The sequence below is a fragment of the Citrobacter sp. Cf136 genome (assembly GCF_030333815.1).
GTDB lineage: Bacteria > Pseudomonadota > Gammaproteobacteria > Enterobacterales > Enterobacteriaceae > Citrobacter > Citrobacter freundii.
Window position 1 is genome coordinate 1124145 of record NZ_JAOWFE010000032.1, and the last position, 19921, is coordinate 1144065.

20 protein-coding genes are annotated in these 19921 nt (G+C 51.0%); 10 read left to right on the plus strand and 10 right to left on the minus strand.

Annotation, left to right across the window (positions count from 1 at the left end; translation table 11 throughout):
- Together mlc and ynfL are read right to left on the minus strand one after the other, a co-directional pair.
- On the minus strand, nt 1-1221 hold the full coding sequence (gene mlc, locus OGV98_RS09765; protein WP_003028923.1) for a sugar metabolism global transcriptional regulator Mlc: 1221 nt from the start codon (nt 1219-1221) through the stop codon (nt 1-3).
- 118 nt (nt 1222-1339) lie between these two features.
- Nucleotides 1340-2248 (minus strand): multidrug efflux transcriptional activator YnfL/SxtR(Kp), encoded by a 909-nt coding sequence (ynfL, locus tag OGV98_RS09770; RefSeq protein ID WP_061549085.1) that lies wholly within the window; start codon nt 2246-2248, stop codon nt 1340-1342.
- Between the two features lie 107 nt (nt 2249-2355).
- On the opposite strand from ynfL, the gene ynfM reads away from it, so the two are divergent.
- Nucleotides 2356-3609: a multidrug efflux MFS transporter YnfM/SxtP(Kp) gene (ynfM, locus tag OGV98_RS09775; RefSeq protein WP_202580469.1), complete on the plus strand. Its 1254-nt coding sequence runs from the start codon at nt 2356-2358 to the stop codon at nt 3607-3609.
- 30 nt (nt 3610-3639) lie between these two features.
- Here ynfM and OGV98_RS09780 read toward each other — a convergent pair whose 3' ends face one another.
- The 3 genes from OGV98_RS09780 to OGV98_RS09790 form a co-directional block, all read right to left on the minus strand.
- Entirely contained in the window at nt 3640-4329 is a 690-nt protein-coding gene (locus OGV98_RS09780; RefSeq protein WP_171862743.1) for a CPBP family intramembrane glutamic endopeptidase, read from the minus strand.
- A 143-nt stretch (nt 4330-4472) separates the two neighbouring features.
- On the minus strand, nt 4473-5963 hold the full coding sequence (locus OGV98_RS09785; protein WP_149911645.1) for a sensor histidine kinase: 1491 nt from the start codon (nt 5961-5963) through the stop codon (nt 4473-4475).
- The gene (locus OGV98_RS09790; RefSeq protein ID WP_003028928.1) at nt 5960-6682 is read right to left on the minus strand and encodes a winged helix-turn-helix domain-containing protein; all 723 of its coding nucleotides are present in this window, start codon (nt 6680-6682) and stop codon (nt 5960-5962) included. The genes OGV98_RS09785 and OGV98_RS09790 overlap by 4 nt, the downstream gene beginning before the upstream one ends.
- Nucleotides 6683-6871: 189 nt before the next feature.
- Here OGV98_RS09790 and msrP point away from each other — a divergent pair, with 189 nt between their 5' ends.
- The 6 genes from msrP to OGV98_RS09815 all read left to right on the plus strand — a co-directional run bounded on the left by msrP (nt 6872) and on the right by OGV98_RS09815 (nt 11663).
- Nucleotides 6872-7876, plus strand: coding sequence for a protein-methionine-sulfoxide reductase catalytic subunit MsrP (gene msrP / locus OGV98_RS09795; protein ID WP_044699866.1), 1005 nt, complete (start codon nt 6872-6874; stop codon nt 7874-7876).
- Nucleotides 7876-8502: a protein-methionine-sulfoxide reductase heme-binding subunit MsrQ gene (gene msrQ / locus OGV98_RS09800; protein WP_200018130.1), complete on the plus strand. Its 627-nt coding sequence runs from the start codon at nt 7876-7878 to the stop codon at nt 8500-8502. The genes msrP and msrQ overlap by 1 nt, the downstream gene beginning before the upstream one ends.
- 47 nt (nt 8503-8549) lie before the next feature.
- Nucleotides 8550-10037, plus strand: coding sequence for a carboxypeptidase M32 (locus OGV98_RS09805; RefSeq protein ID WP_202580470.1), 1488 nt, complete (start codon nt 8550-8552; stop codon nt 10035-10037).
- A gap of 137 nt (nt 10038-10174) precedes the next feature.
- Entirely contained in the window at nt 10175-10570 is a 396-nt protein-coding gene (asr, locus tag OGV98_RS09810; RefSeq protein ID WP_003028934.1) for an acid resistance repetitive basic protein Asr, read from the plus strand.
- Nucleotides 10571-10657: 87 nt separating this feature from the next.
- A complete protein-coding gene (gene ydgU / locus OGV98_RS23625; RefSeq protein WP_085954017.1) occupies nt 10658-10741 on the plus strand; it encodes a small membrane protein YdgU in 84 nt (27 codons plus the stop codon).
- 100 nt (nt 10742-10841) lie between these two features.
- Nucleotides 10842-11663, plus strand: a complete 822-nt coding sequence (locus tag OGV98_RS09815; RefSeq protein WP_003836367.1) for a trypsin-like serine peptidase — start codon at nt 10842-10844, stop codon at nt 11661-11663.
- 34 nt (nt 11664-11697) lie between these two features.
- On the opposite strand, the gene mdtI is transcribed toward OGV98_RS09815, so the two are convergent.
- The 3 genes from mdtI to OGV98_RS23630 all read right to left on the minus strand — a co-directional run bounded on the left by mdtI (nt 11698) and on the right by OGV98_RS23630 (nt 12657).
- Complete coding sequence (gene mdtI / locus OGV98_RS09820; protein WP_003028939.1) at nt 11698-12027, minus strand: multidrug/spermidine efflux SMR transporter subunit MdtI; 330 nt, start codon at nt 12025-12027, stop codon at nt 11698-11700.
- Nucleotides 12014-12379 (minus strand): multidrug/spermidine efflux SMR transporter subunit MdtJ, encoded by a 366-nt coding sequence (mdtJ, locus tag OGV98_RS09825; RefSeq protein ID WP_161799268.1) that lies wholly within the window; start codon nt 12377-12379, stop codon nt 12014-12016. Before mdtJ ends, mdtI begins: the two co-directional genes overlap by 14 nt.
- A 107-nt stretch (nt 12380-12486) precedes the next feature.
- A complete protein-coding gene (locus OGV98_RS23630; RefSeq protein ID WP_085951052.1) occupies nt 12487-12657 on the minus strand; it encodes a protein YdgV in 171 nt (56 codons plus the stop codon).
- A 138-nt stretch (nt 12658-12795) separates the two neighbouring features.
- On the opposite strand from OGV98_RS23630, the gene OGV98_RS09830 reads away from it, so the two are divergent.
- Nucleotides 12796-13830, plus strand: a complete 1035-nt coding sequence (locus OGV98_RS09830; protein ID WP_149911648.1) for an AI-2E family transporter — start codon at nt 12796-12798, stop codon at nt 13828-13830.
- 46 nt (nt 13831-13876) lie between these two features.
- On the opposite strand, the gene pntB is transcribed toward OGV98_RS09830, so the two are convergent.
- Together pntB and pntA are read right to left on the minus strand one after the other, a co-directional pair.
- Nucleotides 13877-15265: a Re/Si-specific NAD(P)(+) transhydrogenase subunit beta gene (gene pntB / locus OGV98_RS09835; protein WP_032935797.1), complete on the minus strand. Its 1389-nt coding sequence runs from the start codon at nt 15263-15265 to the stop codon at nt 13877-13879.
- A gap of 10 nt (nt 15266-15275) precedes the next feature.
- Complete coding sequence (pntA, locus tag OGV98_RS09840; RefSeq protein ID WP_016150210.1) at nt 15276-16805, minus strand: Re/Si-specific NAD(P)(+) transhydrogenase subunit alpha; 1530 nt, start codon at nt 16803-16805, stop codon at nt 15276-15278.
- Between the two features lie 525 nt (nt 16806-17330).
- Between pntA and ydgH the strand changes: the two genes are divergently transcribed.
- Both ydgH and OGV98_RS09850 read left to right on the plus strand, forming a co-directional pair.
- A complete protein-coding gene (gene ydgH, locus OGV98_RS09845; RefSeq protein ID WP_003028946.1) occupies nt 17331-18275 on the plus strand; it encodes a DUF1471 family protein YdgH in 945 nt (314 codons plus the stop codon).
- 245 nt (nt 18276-18520) lie between these two features.
- Nucleotides 18521-19903 carry an amino acid permease gene (locus OGV98_RS09850; protein WP_003843569.1) on the plus strand — a complete coding sequence of 461 codons (1383 nt, stop codon included), beginning with the start codon at nt 18521-18523 and terminating at the stop codon, nt 19901-19903.
- The last annotated feature ends 18 nt before the right edge of the window (nt 19904-19921 follow it).

Sequence of the window (19921 nt, forward strand, 5' to 3'; positions counted from 1 at the left end):
TTAACCCTGTAATAGACGAATCAACAAAGAACCGTTATACATCGCGTCCTTAACGAGCGCCGCCCCCGCCATCGTCCCCTGATTGGTAAACTGCGTACTTTCAACGACTATATGCTGACTGTAAGCCGGAAGTGCCTGCTGACGAATGCTGTCAGCGATGGTGGGGAACAAGATATCTGCCGCTTTACTGAGCGGAGACCCAATCAATATCTTTTGCGGGTTGAACAAATTCACCATGATGGCAAGAATTCTGCCGACGTGGGTCCCGACGCCGCTAATGATATCTTTCGCCAATAAATCACCCTGCATTGCCGCCAGACACAGTGCGTCTACCGTCAGCGGTTGCCCGTGTAAAGAAGAACTCATTGACTGCTTCAAGCGCACCTGCGCCAGTTCGAGCACGCTGTCGACGCTGGCGATCGTTTCCAGACAACCATGGTTACCGCAGTAGCAGCGTTTACCGTACGGATCCACCTGCGTATGGCCAATTTCCACCAGGCTACTGCTGCCTGCATGCAGTAAATGACCGTCAGTGATCACCCCGGCACCCACGTTATGATCGATCACCACCTGAATGACGTCACGCGCACCACGCGATGCGCCGAAAAGCGCCTCAGCCATGGTCCAGGCGCTAATATCATGCTGAATATAGACCGGTACGCCAGTATGGTTCTCAAGCGCCTGGCCCAGCGGCATCTCTTTGACATCTTCGTAAAATGGCATGCGATGCACGATACCGTTTTCAGTATCAATAATGCCGGGTAAGGTGATGGCGATGGAGGTTAAGCGTTCCAGCTTTTGTTGGTGGCGGATGAAAAACTGGTCGACCTGGGTAATAACACGTTCCAGAAGCGGTGTTTCACTGACCAGCTCCATTTCAAGGCAATCTTCTACCACCAGTTTGCTGCTCAGATCGCGTAGTGCCAGAAAGATCTCGCCGCGACTGATACGGATGGATAAATAGTGCCAGGCTTCCGTTTCAACAACCAGCCCAACTGCCGGACGCCCACGGCTGCCCGCTTCCTTGATTTCCAGCTCTTGCACCAGGTGCGCTTCGAGCATTTCGCGGACAATTTTAGTAATACTGGCAGGCGCCAATTGCGCCAGGCGAGAGAGATCAATACGCGATACCGGACCCAGCTGATCAATCAGGCGATAAACCGCGCCAGCATTGGTCTGCTTAATTTGATCGATATGCCCAGGCTGACTATCAGCAACCACCACTTACTCCCTTTATTTTCGCGCTCCGAAATAATCTGCGGGCTATGGTGAAGCACTTCAATGGCTCCCGTCAACTTTTTACTTAGCCTTGTGATTTACTGCACATTTTCACTCATTTTTAAACTAAATTAATCGCCTGAACGGCCGCCAGCAGCTGCTCACGAAAACGTTGCGCGGCGTGACTTTGCTCATGATGCTTTGGCCACACTAACCACATTTCCGAGACAGCATCTTCTTCCGCTATCGGGATCCAACACATTTCATATAGCTGCACCCGTTTAAAAGAAGCAGGAAGTATAGAAACCCCTAATCCTGCAGCTACCAGCCCGATGATAGTCATCGCTTCGCCAACCTCCTGCGCAATCGTCGGTTTTAGTCCATAGCGACGCATCAGGCCAAGAATATCGTCATACAACCCTGTCCCCACATGGGGATCAAAAAAGACAAATGGTTCATTCGCCAGTTCGGCCAACGTGACCACGGGTTTTTGCGCCAACGGATGCGCGCGTGGGATCATCGCCATCAGTGGTTCATGCAGAATGATTTCACGCTCCAGCGTTTCCGGAAGCTGCGTATTGCGCAGAAGTCCCAAATCCAGCGTCCCTTCATTGAGCGGGGCAATTTGCTCACGTGTGTTCATTTCGCGGGTTTGCATATGCACTGCCGGGTAGCTTTGACGAAACAGAGATAACGTATCTGAAACGGCTTTGATAAACGGCGCCGACGACGTAAAGCCGATACGCAATTCCCCTGCTTCTCCCAAATGCAAACGCTCAGCCCTGGAGGCGGCTTCATTAACCAGCCCGAGGATCTGCCGACTGTCTGCAAGAAACTGCTTTCCGGCAGAGGTCAGCGCCACGCTACGGTTGGTTCGGGCAAGTAACCGGGCGCCAACCTGCTGTTCAAGGATCTGGATCTGCTGGCTTAGCGGCGGTTGCGAAATGTTTAATCGTGCTGCCGCCCGACCAAAATGCAACTCTTCGGCAACGGCCACAAAGTAACGTAAATGACGCAGTTCGATATTCATATTTTTAAAATATTATTTGAGATTATTAATATATTAGACAGAATATTGTGATTTTCATACTCTTAAGGCTGGTCCTGTAGACGTAATTGGATGAGCAAGGATTTCAAGTGAGCCGTACAACAACTGTCGATACCGCGCCAACAAGCGATGTTGATGAACAGATAGTTACCCCGCCGGATGGTTTTATCAAACGCGGAACATCCCCATTTATGCGTGTCACGCTGGCGCTGTTTTCCGCCGGACTGGCGACTTTTGCCCTCCTCTATTGCGTACAACCCATACTGCCTGTGCTTTCGCACGAGTTTGGTGTCTCTCCTGCCAGCAGTAGTATTTCGCTCTCCATTTCAACGGCGATGCTGGCGATAGGGTTACTGTTTACCGGTCCACTTTCAGATGCTATTGGCCGCAAGCCGGTGATGGTTACCGCACTGCTGCTCGCCTCTTGTTGTACGCTCCTTTCAACAATGATGACCAGCTGGCACGGTATTTTAATCATGCGGGCGCTGATAGGACTTTCACTGAGCGGGGTCGCGGCGGTAGGGATGACCTATCTGAGTGAAGAGATTCATCCTAGTTTCGTCGCCTTCTCAATGGGCTTGTATATCAGCGGTAACTCGATTGGCGGTATGAGTGGTCGCTTGATCAGCGGCGTGTTTACCGACTTTTTTAACTGGCGTATCGCGCTGGCGGCGATCGGCTGTTTTGCCCTTGCCTCTGCGCTGATGTTCTGGAAAATCCTGCCGGAATCTCGTCATTTCAGACCAACGTCGCTGCGCCCGAAAACGTTGTTTATCAACTTCCGCTTGCACTGGCGCGACAGAGGCTTGCCGCTGCTGTTTGCGGAAGGTTTTTTACTGATGGGATCGTTTGTCACGCTGTTTAATTACATCGGCTACCGCCTGATGCTCTCTCCGTGGGAGCTCAGCCAGGCGGTTGTCGGTCTGTTATCTGTGGCGTATCTGACCGGGACCTGGAGTTCGCCAAAAGCAGGTTCTATGACCACTCGTAATGGCCGTGGCCCGGTAATGCTCTTTTCAACTGGCGTGATGCTGGTTGGACTGTTGATGACCCTGTTCACATCGCTATGGCTGATCTTCGCCGGGATGCTGCTCTTTTCAGCCGGTTTTTTTGCCGCGCACTCCGTAGCAAGCAGCTGGATTGGACCACGGGCAAAACGCGCTAAAGGCCAGGCTTCTTCCCTGTATCTGTTCAGCTATTATCTGGGATCCAGTATTGCCGGTACGCTCGGCGGCGTATTCTGGCACAGCTATGGCTGGAACGGTGTGGGCGGATTTATCGCCCTGATGCTGGTGCTGGCGTTGCTGGTCGGCGCACGTTTGCACCATCGTCTGCACGTATAATCCCCGATGCCCGGATTCCGGGCATCGCCTTTATGAATCAGGTAGTAACGTCTGGGCTCCCATTTGCAGAGCAATAACCGTCCCGTTCATCACTATATGCAGCATGATCGGCATCAACAGGCCGTTGCTTTTCAGTCTGGCGATGATCAAAACCTGCGACACAAGAAACAACATCAGCAACGTCCGTAGATCCACATACTGCGTATGCATGATGGCAAAAATGACCGATACCACCACTGACGACAGCCAGGTTTTATTATTGAACCAGTACTGGAACGCGTTGAATAAACAGCCTCTGAAAACAATTTCTTCATAAACTGGCGCAATAAATATCAGAGTCAACGTAGATAACCACAATGCGTAACTACTTAAGGATATTTGGCTGGTCACCCACGCTTCGGTTTGTCTGAGACCCAAAATCAATGGCAGGATAAGCTGAATAAACAGCAGCACCGCGAACAAAATGGTAAACCACCTGGCGTTGAAAATGCCTTTGCCCAGCCCCTCTCTTTTTCTGAAGAAGAAGTAATACAGCGGAACCAGCACAACAAATTCCAATGCAAACAACAGCGAGAAAAGTAGCCCTTTGGCAAGCAGGTCCTGACTCGCGGGGAAAAACAACGGGGTAAACGTGAGGCCAAACATCAGTAAAAACATTGAAAAGCAGCCAGCTACTGCTTTGGTCCTGGCGATATACAGGTTGTCGGCATCCTGTGACATACAATCTCCTTGCGCTCATCGAAGATAAGTTGATGAATTACCGATACATGATAAAAATTCTCATTATCACTGACAACCTACCAACTTTTACGTAATGCCCATTGGTACAATGCCAAAACCCTCTTTACTCCGGAACTTCACCGTCAACTACTCAGGGGAGAATCCGCCAGCGGCAACGAAAAACGGAAGCAGGCCCCTGCCGTTGAGCTAACCAGGCTGATATCCCCTCCATGCAGCTCGAGCATTCTACGCACGATTAGTAAGCCCAGGCCGCCGCGCTCAGCCCTCTGCTCACGGGGAACTAACGCGGTCGGGCGCTGAAACAATACTTTTCGCACAGCTTCTTCTACCCCTGGCCCGCTGTCCTGAACTTCGGCTAATAAACGGTCTGCATCACGCCAGACTTTTAGCCGCACTTCGCCTCCGTCAGGCGTATGACGGATAGCGTTATCCAGCAGATTCGTCACAACTCTTTCTATCATTGATAAATCGGCATTCACCAGCGGTAACGGCCCCATTACGTCAAGGTGCAACTGCAAATGACGCGTGGCAACAGGGAGATCAAATTTCTGTGCCACATCCTGGATCAATTCACCAATAGCAAAACGTTCACGCTGCGGTTTTATACCGCCATGCTCCAGTCTTGCCAGCTCAAACAGCTGTTGTGACAGATGACGAACTTTATGTCCCTGGCGCAGCGCGATACTAAGATAATGCCGGTTTTCCTCCGGCGTCATCGTATCGGCTTTCAGCGACAGCATTTCCAGATACCCCAGCAATGAAGTCAGCGGCGTGCGTAAATCGTGCGAAATATTGGCTATAAACTCTCTGCGCTGACGATCGCTGTCCGCTAATAGATCCCACTGCTGCGCAATTTTCTGCGCTAACTCGATAAACGCATTGTTCAACAACGCAATTTCATTTGCCGGGGCCGGATCGGGATTTTTTTGCGCCAGCTGTTTGATGACGCTAATGCTGTCCTGTTCCAGTTTGACCACCTGCCCAGTCAACCTTTTCACTGGATTCGTCACCCATCGCCACACCAGAAAACCTGCCATTCCGCCGGCTAATAAAACCAGTATTAACGTCCAGGCCACGGTATTCCAGAGCGTTTTTTGCCAGGCGGTATTCGCCAACATATTCAGATCTTCGCCCTGCAGAATAATGTACAAATAGCCATGCAGCTCACCGTTATATAAAACCGGCGCGGCGCTGAATACCTTTTGCTGGCTGCTGCGCGGATCGTTGCCATATACGGGCAACGCATCTGAGTTAAGGAAATCCTGAATCGGCTGCACGCTAATTTTCTGCCGCTGGATATGCCCCGGCGGTGCGGCATCAGCGAGTATTTCACCTGATGGTGAAACCAGATACAGCTCCACGCTGGGGTTGAGCGTCATCAGGTGATTAAACAATCCTTTTAAGGTCTGGCGATTAACCTGCCCGCTGGCATCAATAAGCGACTCACTTTTGACAATCTTGCTCGCCAGCTCCAGCGAGAGCCTTTGCACCATCGCGTCGCCATATTGTTTGCTACTGCGAACCTGGACAGCACTGACGGCAACCGCACAAATCAGCATAATGGCGGTAAAGACCAGAGTCAGACGCTGGCTCAGCGACAGGCGATAAATCATGGCTGATGCTCCGCATTAACCGCAGCAAGCTTATAGCCTCGTCCCCAAACCGTGAGAATAATTTCCGGCTCCGCAGCATCCTTTTCAATTTTGGTCCGCAGACGATTAATATGACTGTTCACCGTATGCTCATACCCTTCATGCTGGTAGCCCCACACCTGATCTAACAGCGCCTGGCGCGAAAAGACCTCGCCTGGATGACGGGCGAAAAAATAGAGCAGATCGAATTCTCGCGGTGTCAAATCGAGGGATTTACCATGCAGCCGAACTTCCCGGGCTAAAGGGTCAATCTCTACGCCATGAACGGTGATAATCCCCGCCTCCATTCGCAGGTTCTGACTCATCGCTTCCTGACGGCGAAACAACGCCTTCACCCGAGCCATCAACTCCAGCACCGAGAAAGGCTTGGCCAGATAATCATCGGCCCCCATTTCCAGCCCCAATACACGGTGCGTTTCGCTGGTGCGGGCGCTGATAATAATGACGGGCAAATAAAAACTCATTTGGCGAATGCGACGACAAATCTCCAGCCCGTCGACACCCGGCAGCATCAAATCGAGGATAACGGCATCCCAAACGTGTTTCTCCAGTTGTTCAAGCGCTCGCGTGCCGTCCGCTTCATGAACTATCTCGTAACCCTCATCCTTCAGGCTAAGTTGCAAAAGTGAGGCAATATCGCTGTCATCTTCCACCAAAAATATCTTTTTCGCGCCTGCCATCAGTGTCATCCCCCTCTCGTCGTGCTGAAAGCTTACCTCAGGCAAGGGGCGGAAGTTATCACAAAATTTTTAACTTTTCGTGAGGATCCAGGGATACGCATACGCGCAGTATGTCGTTATAGACACACCAGGCATCAACAGGGAAACGTCGCTTTGTTTTCCTTAACATGAAAATAAAAAGGAAAAGTTATGCAGAAAAAACGTCCACTTCGGGAAGCTGATGTTACAGCCGAATCAGTTTTTTTTATGCAACGACGACAAATCCTCAAAGCACTTGGGATAGGCGCGGCGGCGGCCACGCTGTCTTCCCCTACACAGGCTAATTTGTTGGATTGGTTTAAAGGCAACGATCGTCCACCAGCACCCGCAGGCAAAGCGCTCGAATTTACAAAGCCCGGGCGCTGGCAAAACAGCCTGCCTCTGACGCCAGAAGAGAAGGTGACGGGCTACAACAATTTCTATGAATTTGGTCTGGATAAAGCAGATCCCGCCGCCAATGCCGGTAGTCTGAAAACCGATCCCTGGACATTGACGATCAACGGTGAGGTCAACAAACCTTTAACCTTGGATCATGATGCGCTGACCACTCGCTTTCCGTTAGAAGAGCGTATTTACCGGATGCGTTGCGTTGAAGCATGGTCGATGGTTGTGCCGTGGGTCGGATTTCCTTTGCATAAATTATTGGCGCTGGTTGAGCCAACCAGTCACGCCAAATACGTCGCCTTTGAAACTCGCTACGCCCCTGATGAAATGCCCGGCCAGAAAGATCGCTTCATTGGCGGTGGGTTAAAATATCCCTATGTTGAAGGTCTGCGTTTGGATGAAGCCATGCATCCGCTAACACTGCTGACCGTAGGCGTATATGGCAAAGCATTGCCGCCGCAAAATGGGGCGCCGATACGCCTGACCGTACCCTGGAAGTACGGCTTCAAGGGCATTAAATCGATAGTCAGTATTACGCTGACGCGTGAGCAGCCGCCGACGACCTGGAATATGTCAGCACCGAATGAATACGGTTTTTACGCCAACGTAAATCCGCAGGTCGATCACCCTCGTTGGTCTCAGGCTACTGAACGGTTTATCGGTTCGGGTGGCATTCTTGATGTGCAGCGACAGCCCACGTTACCTTTTAATGGTTATGCCGATGAGGTGGCATCGTTATATCGGGGTATGGATCTTCGGGAGTATTTTTAGTGAGATTGACCGCAAAACAGATAACCGGCCTGAAAGTGCTGCTGCATCTCGCTGGTTTTTTACCCCTGCTATGGCTCTTTTGGGCCGCGCAGCATGGCGGGTTGGGTGCCGACCCGGGAAAAGATATCCAGCACTTTACGGGCATTACCGCGCTAAAGTTTTTGCTTGCTACTTTGCTGGTATCCCCGCTTGCACGCTACGCAAAGCAACCTTTGTTATTTCGTACCCGGCGGTTGTTAGGTTTATGGTGTTTTGCATGGGCCACACTGCATATGGCCAGCTATGCTCTGCTGGAACTGGGTATACAAAATCTGGGATTGTTGGGTCGTGAACTGGTTTCACGCCCATGGCTAACCCTGGGCATGACCGGTTGGATTATCTTATTCCTGTTGACGTTGACCTCCACGCAAGTCGCGCAGCGTAAAATGGGTAAACGCTGGCAAACATTGCACAACTACGTCTACCTGACCGCCATATTGCTACCGCTACATTACCTGTGGTCGGTAAAAGTGTTATCACCGCTCCCTATTATCTACGGCATCTGTTTTGTGGTTCTGTTGGCTTTTCGCTATAAAAAACTTTTACGAAAAACCAGGTATAAAGGTGTGTTTATGAAAAGTGAGTGAATCACGGTAAACTTCTTAACCACACCTAAACAGAACGAGAACAAAAAATGAGTAACAATGATAATTACCATCAGCTCACCCGCACGTTCCAGCGGCTCTCTCGCTTCTCCCACCTCTCGGCAATCGCCAGTTGGGACATGTTTACCATGATGCCGTCGGGAGGAAGCAAAGCCCGCGGCGAAGCGCTGGCCGAGCTGAGCGTGCTTGAACACCAACTGTTAACCGATCCGAAAGTGGCAATGTGGATCTCCGCAGCACAACAGGAAGACCTCAACGATGTAGAACAGGCGAACCTGCGCGAAATGTCGCGACTGCATCACCAGGCATCCTTGTTGCCGGAATCGTTGGTAGAAGCAAAATCACTTGCGGGAAGCCGCTGCGAGCATGCCTGGCGTAGCCAGCGACCGGCAAATGACTGGGAAGGATTTTCCGAAAACCTGAAAGAGGTTGTGAAGTATAGCCGCGAAGAAGCCCGACTGCGCGCAGAAGCTAAAGGTTGTTCGCCGTATGACGCGTTACTGGACATCTTTGAACCGGGAATGACCAGCGCGCAGTTGGACAACCTTTTCGCGGACGTTAAAAGCTGGCTACCCGACTTGCTAAACAAGGTAGTGGCAAAGCAGTCTCAACAGTCGCTCATCGCCCCGGTAGGCCCCTTCCCAACAGCTGTACAGCGAGAGTTGGGTCTTGAAACAATGGCACAGCTAGGTTTTGACTTTACCGCTGGTCGGCTGGATATCAGTGCACATCCCTTCTGTGGCGGCGTACCAGAAGATGTTCGCATTACCACCCGCTATGATGAAAACGAATTACTCAGTGCGCTGTTTGGCGTGATCCATGAAACCGGTCACGCCCGCTATGAGCAAAATCTTCCGCGTAACTGGTCAGGGCAACCTATCGCTCTGGCACGCTCAACTGCCATTCATGAGTCCCAGAGTCTGTTCTTTGAGATGCAACTGGGACGCAGTAAAGCCTTTCTGACACGGTTAATTCCTGCTGTAACGCGCTACTTTGGCGATCAGGCTGCATTTGAAGAAAGCAATTTCATCGCCTGGAACCAGCAGGTCAAACCCGGGTTTATCCGTGTTGATGCCGACGAGGTGAGTTATCCCGCTCACGTGATCCTGCGTTATGAAATCGAACGTGCGCTCATTAATGGCGATATTGAAGTAGATGATATCCCGGCATTGTGGAATGAGAAAATGCAGGCCTGGCTGGGGCTGTCAACGATCGGAAACTATCGTAACGGTTGTATGCAGGATATTCACTGGACCGACGGCGGCTTTGGCTACTTCCCTTCCTATACCTTGGGCGCTATGTATGCGGCGCAGTTGTTCAGTGCCGCTAACCACGCATTACCTGATTTGAATCAGTCTATTGCGCAAGGTGAGTTTGGTCCCCTGTTTGACTGGTTACTTCAGAACATCTGGCAGCATGGCAGCCGTTTCACCACTGAACAGCTTATTACCCAGGCCACCGGAGAGCCGCTTAGCAGCCGTTATTTCCGCGCCCACCTGGAAGCCCGCTATTTGTAATCTCATACCGTGAGTCATTGTACATATCGTTACACGCCGATACCAATGACTCACGGAAGCCCTGTGATTACAGCGATATAGTTATTTCAACGGCCCCGCAGTGGGGTTGAATGAAAAACCAAATCGAGGGTATGAGAATGAAAAAAGTATTAGCTCTGGTTGTTGCCGCTGCTATGGGTCTGTCTTCTGCTGCATTTGCTGCTGAAACAACTGCTACAACCGCTCCGGCTGCTGCAGCAACCACTAAAGCTGCACCGGCAAAAACTACGCATCATAAAAAACAGCACAAAGCAGCGCCGCAGAAAGCACAGGCTGCCAAGAAACACGCTAAAAAATCCACCACAAAACCGGCTGTAGAACAGAAAGCACCAGAGCAGAAAGCTCAGGCTGCTAAAAAACACACCAAAAAAGCTGCAACCAAACCAGCTGCAGAACAAAAAGCGCCAGAGCAGAAAGCTCAGGCCGCTAAAAAACACACCAAAAAAGCAGTAAAACACGACACTGCTAAACCAGCAGCTCAACCTGCAGCATAACGCATTTGTAGTCACTATGGCGTCCCCCACGCCATAGCATACGGCGCTAGATCGACCTGATGTAGCGCCGCCTTTTCGGAGGGTAAAATGGTGTCACATTACCGCTTTGAGTTAATTCTTATTACGCTGATAATTTGCGCCATCATCGCCATGCGTTTTTATCTTGCCTGAATGTAGTTATCTGATTTTACTCCCACTTTCACGTCGTCCCGTCTATAGTATTAACTGAGGGTTTGCTGTTAATAATCATAATTCCCCACCAGAGCGTGATATGCATAAAACCATTGCTGTATTACTGGGTTCACTTTGTTTACTTCCTGTCGTTGCACATGCGGACAAGCCTGCAACGGACAGCGCTGAAGCAGAAAATATAAAAACGCTGTTTTTTGGTCATGACGATCGCATAAAGGTGACTGACCCTACACAATCGCCGTGGGACGCTATCGGGCAACTGGAAACCGCCAGCGGTAACCTGTGTACCGCCACGCTCATTTCGCCACATCTGGCCCTGACGGCCGGACACTGTTTACTCACCCCCCCGAAAGGTAAGCCGGACAAAGCCGTCGCATTGCGCTTCGTGTCTAAAAAGGGTCTCTGGCGCTATGAAATCCACGACATTGAAGGCCGGGTTGCGCCCTCACTTGCCAAACGTTTAAAAGCCGATGGTGATGGCTGGATAGTACCGCCTGCCGCAGCCCCGTGGGATTTTGGTCTGGTGGTGCTGCGTAATCCGCCGTCTGGCATCACACCGCTGCCACTGTTTGATGGCGACAAGGACGCGTTAACCGCGGCGCTAAAAACTGCAGATCGTAAAGTCACGCAGTCGGGCTATCCGGAAGATCATCTGGACGACCTGTACACACATCAGGATTGTGTGGTGACCGGCTGGGCGCAGAATACCGTCTTGTCACACCAGTGCGACACGCTCCCGGGCGACAGCGGTTCGCCATTGATGTTGCAGACAGAGTCTGGCTGGCAGTTGATTGGTGTGCAAAGCTCCGCTCCAGCAGCCAAAGATCGCTGGCGGGCAGATAATCGCGCCATATCCGTGACCGGTTTTCGCGAGAAGCTGGAAGCGTTAGCGCAGGAATAACACATGCTGCCCGCATTAACGGGCAGCATGGATATCAGGCAAGTTTTATCATTATCATTCCGGCCAGCAGCAGTATCACGCCGATCCAGCCCTTATTATTCAGGCGCTGACCAAACAGCACCCAACCTGCCGCTAACGTCGCGGCAATACCGAATCCGCCCCACAAGGCGTAGGCAACAGAAAGGTCAATACCTTTTACCGCCTGCGACAGCGCGCTAAAGGCTGCTAACACGGCAGCTAACGACAGCACGCCATAAATCTTGCGGCGAAAACCATCGGAAAATTTCAAAAAGACGTTAGCGACGATTTCCAGCACGATGGCCATACCCAGCCAGGCACCGTGAACCCATTCAAACTGTTGCATGGGTCACCTCTTTGCCCGGTTTAACAGGCTTTCGGGTGCCGGATTTAATCAGCACAATGCCGACCACCAGTGAAGCCAGTCCTGCCACCTTCAATGTGGACAAGGTTTCGTCAAATAACAGAACGCTAAACAGCGTAATAAATAAAATACCGATCCCTTCCCACAGGGCATAGGCCACACCAAGGGCAATTTTTTTAACGGCAAAACTGAGAAAAATATACGATAAGGCGATCATTACCAGCATTAAAATAAAGCCCGAATTACCATGGCCGACGCTTGCCCATTTCATTGAAAGCGTACCAGTAATTTCAGCCGCGATGGCCAGACCTAATAATATCCAGTAAAACATGATGCTTCTCCTGCTTGAGAATATAGTCCTTTGGGCCTACTGCATGCAGTAAACCAAAAAATAAAATTAGTTAGCTCAGCGCACAGCGCCAGCTCAGGCAGAAGAAGGGACTAAAGCGCGTTGCGCCAGTGTTGCTCACCCGCAAGCAAGAAAGTGGAAGAGGTACGAAGAAGTGAAGGTAAACGCAAAAACATCCTGAACATATTGTCCATAATATTACAATTATCCGCAGTGTTGCTTCTCATCATCGCGGATGATAATTGTCCTCGGTAGTTAAACACAGATGATTTGTATCATAGCTTCAATACGAACTCAAAGTCTTTTCACTTCTTTACCTGCCCCGTTTGATTTTTGTTATAACGGCTCGACGCAAATCACACTATTATTCAGATTCAAAAATCAAAAACGCAGGAATACACATGGCGAAACCGATCATCACGCTTAACGGTCTAAAAATAGTCATTATGCTGGGCATGCTGGTTATCATCCTGAGCGGCATTCGCTTTGCCGCAGATATCATCGTCCCCTTTATTCTGGCGTTATTTATAGCCGTTGTGCTGAACCCCGTGGTGCAGCGGATGGTCAAGCTTCGCATACCGCGCGTATTTGCGGTGTCATTGCTCATCGTTATTATTGTAATGCTAATGGTACTGCTGTTAGCGTATTTAGGCACATCCTTAAATGAGCTTGCGCGTACGCTACCGCAATATCGCTCTTCACTGGTTATTCCACTAAAAAATCTTGAACCATGGTTACAACGCGCAGGGATCGGCGTTTCCGTGGATGAGCTCGTCAAATATATCGATCCAAACGCGGCAATGACGCTGGTGACCAATTTGCTGGCGCAGCTTTCGAATGCTATGTCATCGATCTTTTTACTGCTACTGACGGTAGTTTTTATGCTGCTGGAAGTACCGCAACTGCCCAACAAACTAAAACAAATGATGAGTCGCCCCATTGAAGGTATGGCGGCGATTCAACGCGCCATCGACAGCGTCTCTCACTATCTGGTGCTTAAAACGGCAATCAGCATTGTGACCGGATTGGTCGCCTGGGGCATGCTTGCTGCATTGGATGTGCGCTTTGCCTTTGTCTGGGGATTACTGGCCTTCGCCCTGAACTACATCCCTAATATCGGTTCGGTATTGGCGGCCATTCCCCCTATTGCTCAGGTGCTGGTATTTAGCGGCCTTTACGATGCGCTGGTGGTTCTGGCAGGCTATCTGGTCATCAACCTGGTATTCGGGAATATCCTCGAGCCGCGGATCATGGGGCGTGGACTTGGACTATCTACGCTGGTGGTTTTTTTGTCGTTAATCTTCTGGGGCTGGCTGCTCGGCCCTGTTGGGATGCTGCTTTCTGTTCCGCTAACCATCATTGTGAAAATCGCGCTAGAGCAAACCATTGGCGGTCAAAGCATTGCGGTGTTACTGAGCGATCTCAACAAAGAGTAAAATGCAAAACGGCCTCCGCAGAGGCCGTCTTAGTTTTCACTGACGATTACAACGCTTTCAGAATCGCATCCACGCTGGCTTTGGCATCGCCAAACAGCATATGAGTGTTTTCTTTAAAGAACAGCGGGTTCTGCACACCAGCATAGCCCGTGTTCATCGAACGTTTGAACACGATGACGTTCTGCGCTTTCCATACTTCGAGCACCGGCATACCGGCGATCGGGCTGTTCGGGTCATCCTGCGCCGCCGGGTTTACCGTATCGTTGGCACCAATCACCAGCACGGTATCGGTATCAGCGAAATCATCGTTGATCTCGTCCATTTCCAGCACGATGTCATAAGGGACTTTGGCTTCCGCCAGCAGTACGTTCATATGACCGGGCAAACGCCCTGCTACCGGGTGAATACCGAAGCGCACTTTGATGCCGCGTGCGCGCAGTTTCTCAGTGATTTCCGCGACCGGATACTGTGCCTGAGCCACTGCCATGCCGTAGCCCGGGGTGATGATCACGGAGTGCGAGTTCTTCAGCATTTCTGCTGTGTCTTCCGCAGTAATCTCACGGTGCTCACCGACTTCTTCATCTGATCCAGTAGAAGAACCGTCAGAACCAAAGCCACCTGCAATAACGCTGAAAAATGAACGGTTCATCGCCTTACACATAATGTAAGACAGGATCGCACCAGAAGAACCGACCAGCGCACCGGTAACGATCAGCAGATCGTTGCTCAGCATAAAGCCCGCCGCCGCCGCCGCCCATCCTGAATAGGAGTTGAGCATTGAAACGACCACCGGCATATCCGCACCACCGATGGAGGCCACCAGATGCCAGCCAAAAGCCAGTGCAATTATGGTCATCACCAGCAGCGCCAGAACCTGCAGGCCCACGCTTTCGGTACGGACAAATACCACCAGCAGCAGGAAAGAAACAACCAGCGCCGCCAGATTCATTTTGTGACGATTCGGCAGCATCAGCGGTTTAGAGGAGATCTTGCCGCGCAGTTTGCCAAAGGCCACCACAGAACCGGTAAAGGTTACCGCACCGATGAAGATACCCAGGAACACTTCCGTCAGGTGAATGTTCACCAGAATCGGCTCCAGGCCCGTGTCGTGATACAGGTAGCTGTTGAAACCCACCAGTACCGCTGCCAGACCAACGAAGCTGTGCAGAATTGCCACCAGCTCCGGCATCTCGGTCATCTCAACTTTTTTCGCCAGACGAATACCAATCGCGCCGCCGATGATCATCGCCACCAGGATCCACGCAACGTTGCCGGTATCCGGGCCAAAAATCGTGGCAATCAGCGCAATCGCCATCCCGGCGATACCGTAGTTGTTACCCTGCTGAGAGGTTTCGTGTTTCGAAAGCCCCGCCAGACTAAAAATAAACAGGATAGCGGCAACAATGTATGCAGCTGTAACTAATCCTCCAGACATATGTTACCCCTTAGTTTTTCCGGAACATTTTCAGCATGCGCTGAGTCACGGTGAAGCCACCGAAAATATTAATGCTGGCAATAAGCACCGCGATAAAGCTCAGGAAACTCACCCAGCCACCCTGGCCAATTTGCAATAACGCCCCAACCACGATAATCCCTGAGATGGCGTTAGTCACAGACATCAACGGAGTATGCAACGCATGTGACACATTCCAGACCACGTAGTAACCCACCACGCAGGAAAGCGCGAACACCGTAAAGTGACCAAGGAACTCTTTCGGCGCAACGTCAGCGAGCCAGCCAAACAAAATCACCACCAGCGCCATCAGTGCATATTTGCGCCACGGAGAGACAGGTTTTTTCTCTTCTTTCGGTGCAGGTGCGGCTTTTTGCGCAGCCTGCGGCTGAGCAGAAACCTGGATAGGTGGCGCAGGCCAGGTGATTTCACCCTCGCGAACCACCGTGACACCGCGAACAACCACGTCGTCAAAATCGACGGTGATATTGCCGTCTTTCTCTTTGCACAACAGTTTGAGCAGGTTGACGAGGTTGGTGCCGTAAAGCTGGGAAGATTGCGTTGGCAAACGGCCAGGCAGGTCGGTATAGCCGATAACCTTCACCCCGTTCTCGGTGGTTGTCACCTGATTAGGCACGGTATATTCGCAGTTACCGCCGTTTTGCGCGGCAAGATCGACAATTACGCTGCCCGCTTTCATCGAATCGACCATTTCACGGGTGATCAGTTTCGGGGCCGGTTTGCCCGGGATCAGCGCAGTGGTAACAATAATGTCGACGTCTTTCGCCTGTGCAGCGAAGAGTTCCATTTCGGCTTTGATGAACGCCTCGGACATCACTTTGGCATAGCCATCACCGCTGCCCGCTTCTTCTTTAAAGTCCAGTTCAAGGAACTCGGCGCCCATACTCTGCACTTGTTCCTTCACTTCCGGACGGGTATCAAAAGCACGCACGATAGCGCCCAGGCTGTTTGCCGCACCGATCGCCGCAAGACCTGCCACACCCGCACCAATCACCATGACCTTGGCAGGTGGAACCTTGCCTGCGGCGGTGATCTGGCCGGTGAAGAAGCGACCGAATTCATGTGCAGCTTCAACAATAGCGCGATACCCGGCGATGTTCGCCATTGAGCTCAAAGCATCCAGCGACTGTGCGCGCGAAATACGCGGCACGGAGTCCATCGCCATAACTGTCACGTTTCGCTCTGCAAGCTTTTGCAACAGTTCAGGGTTTTGCGCGGGCCAAAGAAAGCTCACCAGCGTCGTGCCCGGATTGAGTAACGGAATTTCCGCCTCCTCCGGCGCATTGACCTTCAGGATGATCTCTGACTGCCAGACTGCATTTCCATCAACAATTTCTGCGCCTGCTTGTACAAACGCCTTATCGTCAAAACTCGCCAGTTGACCTGCACCGCTTTCAACCGCGACGCTGAAACCTAACTTAAGCAGCTGCTCAACCGTCTTCGGCGTGGCTGCAACGCGGGTTTCATTGGTTAACCGTTCTCTTGGTATGCCAATTCGCATAATGTTCCCTTCCATCTGTAATTATGATGATGGTTTATCAATGTTCGCACGAGGCATGCGCGCACTCTCGAGAGAGGTCAGTGTTACCTCAATAAAATAAAACAGTAACAAACTCTGTATAACCTACTGAAAATGACGCCTGTGATCTAGCGCCAAAAAACAGTATTTATTATGAAATTCGCAAAATAGAGATGAATCGAACCTCAGACAGATAAAATGCCCTAAAAATAGCCCACAAAGGCTGATAATTCGCTTAAGCGAAGCGGCAAAACATGATTACGTACCTGCCAAAAACAATTAATTAACATTAAATTAACTTATGAAATTCAACTGCTTTATCAGTTTTGGTCACCAAACGCCGAATTTTTCGGCATATCACAAAATGTTATCGATGTTGTTAAGCCAGGTGGCACGATGAGTGAAAAATGACGCAGACACTGACGCAATTTAAATGCAATAATCAGCGACGTTTCTAGTCAATAACAATACCAGTACCTGGTTTGCGCAAGGCGAAGGATTATTTTTATGAAGCTTAAGAACACTCTCCTGGCGTCCGCACTTATTTCTGCGACTGCTTTTTCTGTCAATGCAGCGACAGAATTGACGCCGGAGCAAGCGGCTGCCCTGAAACCCTATGACCGCATTGTGGTCACCGGTCGTTTTAATGCTATCGGTGATGCAGTTGCTGCCGTATCACGCCGTGCAGATAAAGACGGTGCAGCCTCCTTTTATGTTGTTGATACTTCAGATTTTGGCAGCGGCGGTAACTGGCGCGTTGTTGCCGACGTCTATAAAGCTGACGCTGAAAAAGCGGAAGCGTCAAAAAACCGTATCATTAACGGCGTTATGGAATTGCCTAAAGATCAGGCCGTTCTGATTGAACCTTACGATACCGTTACGGTACAGGGTTTCTACCGTAGCCAGCCTGAAGTAAACGATGCAATCACCAAAGCTGCGAGAGAGAAAGGTGCATATTCCTTCTATATCGTGCGTCAGGTCGATGCCAACCAGGGCGGCAACCAGCGTATTACCGCATTCATCTACAAAGCTGATGCGAAAAAACGCGTCGTGCAAAGCCCAGATGCAATCCCAGCAGATTCTGATGCCGGACGCGCCGCATTAGCAGCAGGTGGCGAAGCCGCGAAGAAAGTTGAGATCCCAGGCGTTGCGACTACCGCTTCTCCGAGTGCTGAAGTCGGTCGCTTCTTCGAAACGCAATCCACCAAAGGCGGACGTTACACTGTCACGCTACCGGATGGAACCAAAGTTGAAGAACTAAACAAAGCGACCGCCGCCATGATGGTACCGTTCGACAGCATCAAGTTCACCGGTAACTACGGCAACATGACGGAAGTTTCTTATCAGGTAGCAAAACGCGCAGCGAAAAAAGGCGCGAAGTATTATCACATCACCCGCCAGTGGTCAGAACGTGGTAACAACGTGACAATCAGCGCCGATCTGTATAAGTAATACCCAATGTATTATCAGGTCTACAGTCCTTGTAGACCTGATAATTTCGCGCAGTTCTGCTCCCAGACAAAACAAAAACAGCAGTATTAAGACAACTTTTCACACTATTAGTCACAAATCTCTCTATCCCCATTGCATGCATTCTCTTCTCTCCGTAAAATCCCGCGCCTTAGTGGCTTTCACCATTTTTATGCGGTTTGCCAAAATAATTATTCTCTCACTCTCGTTTTTGTAACTGGATACAAATGGAAAAGAAATTGGGTCTGAGCGCACTGACCGCGCTGGTTTTAAGCTCAATGCTCGGCGCTGGCGTTTTCAGCCTGCCACAAAACATGGCGGCAGTAGCCAGCCCGGCTGCATTACTGATTGGTTGGGCGATTACCGGTGCGGGTATTCTTTTGCTCGCCTTTGCCATGCTGATCCTGACGCGTATCCGTCCTGAACTGGATGGCGGTATTTTTACCTATGCGCGTGAAGGTTTTGGCGAGCTGATTGGCTTCTGCTCCGCGTGGGGATACTGGCTGTGTGCCGTTATCGCCAACGTTTCGTATCTGGTCATTGTCTTCTCTGCACTCAGCTTCTTTACCGACACGCCTGAGTTACGTCTGTTTGGCGACGGTAATACCTGGCAGTCGATTGTGGGCGCATCGATGCTGCTGTGGATCGTACACTTCCTTGTGCTGCGTGGTGTGCAAACGGCAGCCAGTATTAACCTGGTCGCGACGCTGGCGAAATTACTGCCGCTGGGTCTGTTTATCGTGCTGGCGTTCATGCTGTTTAAGCTCGACACCTTTACTCTCGATTTTACCGGCGTTGCATTGGGCGTTCCCGTCTGGGAGCAGGTCAAAAACACCATGCTCATCACCTTGTGGGTATTCATCGGTGTGGAAGGCGCGGTGGTGGTTTCTGCCCGTGCCAGAAACAAACGCGATGTCGGACGCGCCACGCTGCTGGCGGTACTTGCCGCGCTGGGCGTTTACCTGCTGGTCACCCTGTTATCTCTGGGCGTTGTCGCACGTCCCGAACTGGCGGAGATCCGTAACCCGTCAATGGCCGGTCTGATGGTTAAAATGATGGGTCCATGGGGCGAAATTATTATTGCCGCAGGTCTGATTGTTTCCGTGTGCGGCGCCTATCTAAGCTGGACGATTATGGCGGCAGAAGTGCCGTTCCTCGCCTCCACGCACAAAGCGTTTCCGCGCATTTTTGCGCGACAGAACGCGCAAGGCGCGCCATCGGCGTCGCTATGGCTGACCAACATCTGCGTACAGCTCTGCCTGGTGCTGATCTGGCTTACTGGTTCCGACTACAATACGTTATTGACTATCGCCTCAGAGATGATTCTGGTGCCCTATTTGCTGGTCGGCGCATTTCTGTTAAAAATTGCAACCCGTCCGATTCATAAAGCTGTCGGTATCGGGGCGAGTATTTATGGCATATGGTTATTGTATGCGTCAGGTCCGATGCACCTGCTGCTGTCCGTAGTGCTGTATGCGCCAGGACTGCTGGTTTTCCTTTATGCCCGTAAAACGCACGCGCATGAAAACGTATTAAAACGCCAGGAGATGGCGCTGATCGGCCTGCTGCTTGTTGCTGCTGTGCCGGCTACCTGGATGCTGATGGGGTAACGTTATACCCATCGTTCG

Coding starts and splice junctions, on each gene's coding strand:
- ynfL (WP_061549085.1), bottom strand. CDS start 2,248: ATGAATATCGAACTGCGTCATTTACGTTACTTTGTGGCCGTTGCCGAA.
- OGV98_RS09780 (WP_171862743.1), bottom strand. CDS start 4,329: ATGTCACAGGATGCCGACAACCTGTATATCGCCAGGACCAAAGCAGTA.
- OGV98_RS09785 (WP_149911645.1), bottom strand. CDS start 5,963: ATGATTTATCGCCTGTCGCTGAGCCAGCGTCTGACTCTGGTCTTTACC.
- OGV98_RS09790 (WP_003028928.1), bottom strand. CDS start 6,682: ATGGCAGGCGCGAAAAAGATATTTTTGGTGGAAGATGACAGCGATATT.
- msrP (WP_044699866.1), top strand. CDS start 6,872: ATGCAGAAAAAACGTCCACTTCGGGAAGCTGATGTTACAGCCGAATCA.
- OGV98_RS09805 (WP_202580470.1), top strand. CDS start 8,550: ATGAGTAACAATGATAATTACCATCAGCTCACCCGCACGTTCCAGCGG.
- asr (WP_003028934.1), top strand. CDS start 10,175: ATGAAAAAAGTATTAGCTCTGGTTGTTGCCGCTGCTATGGGTCTGTCT.
- ydgU (WP_085954017.1), top strand. CDS start 10,658: ATGGTGTCACATTACCGCTTTGAGTTAATTCTTATTACGCTGATAATT.
- OGV98_RS09815 (WP_003836367.1), top strand. CDS start 10,842: ATGCATAAAACCATTGCTGTATTACTGGGTTCACTTTGTTTACTTCCT.
- mdtI (WP_003028939.1), bottom strand. CDS start 12,027: ATGCAACAGTTTGAATGGGTTCACGGTGCCTGGCTGGGTATGGCCATC.
- OGV98_RS09830 (WP_149911648.1), top strand. CDS start 12,796: ATGGCGAAACCGATCATCACGCTTAACGGTCTAAAAATAGTCATTATG.
- pntB (WP_032935797.1), bottom strand. CDS start 15,265: ATGTCTGGAGGATTAGTTACAGCTGCATACATTGTTGCCGCTATCCTG.
- pntA (WP_016150210.1), bottom strand. CDS start 16,805: ATGCGAATTGGCATACCAAGAGAACGGTTAACCAATGAAACCCGCGTT.
- ydgH (WP_003028946.1), top strand. CDS start 17,331: ATGAAGCTTAAGAACACTCTCCTGGCGTCCGCACTTATTTCTGCGACT.
- OGV98_RS09850 (WP_003843569.1), top strand. CDS start 18,521: ATGGAAAAGAAATTGGGTCTGAGCGCACTGACCGCGCTGGTTTTAAGC.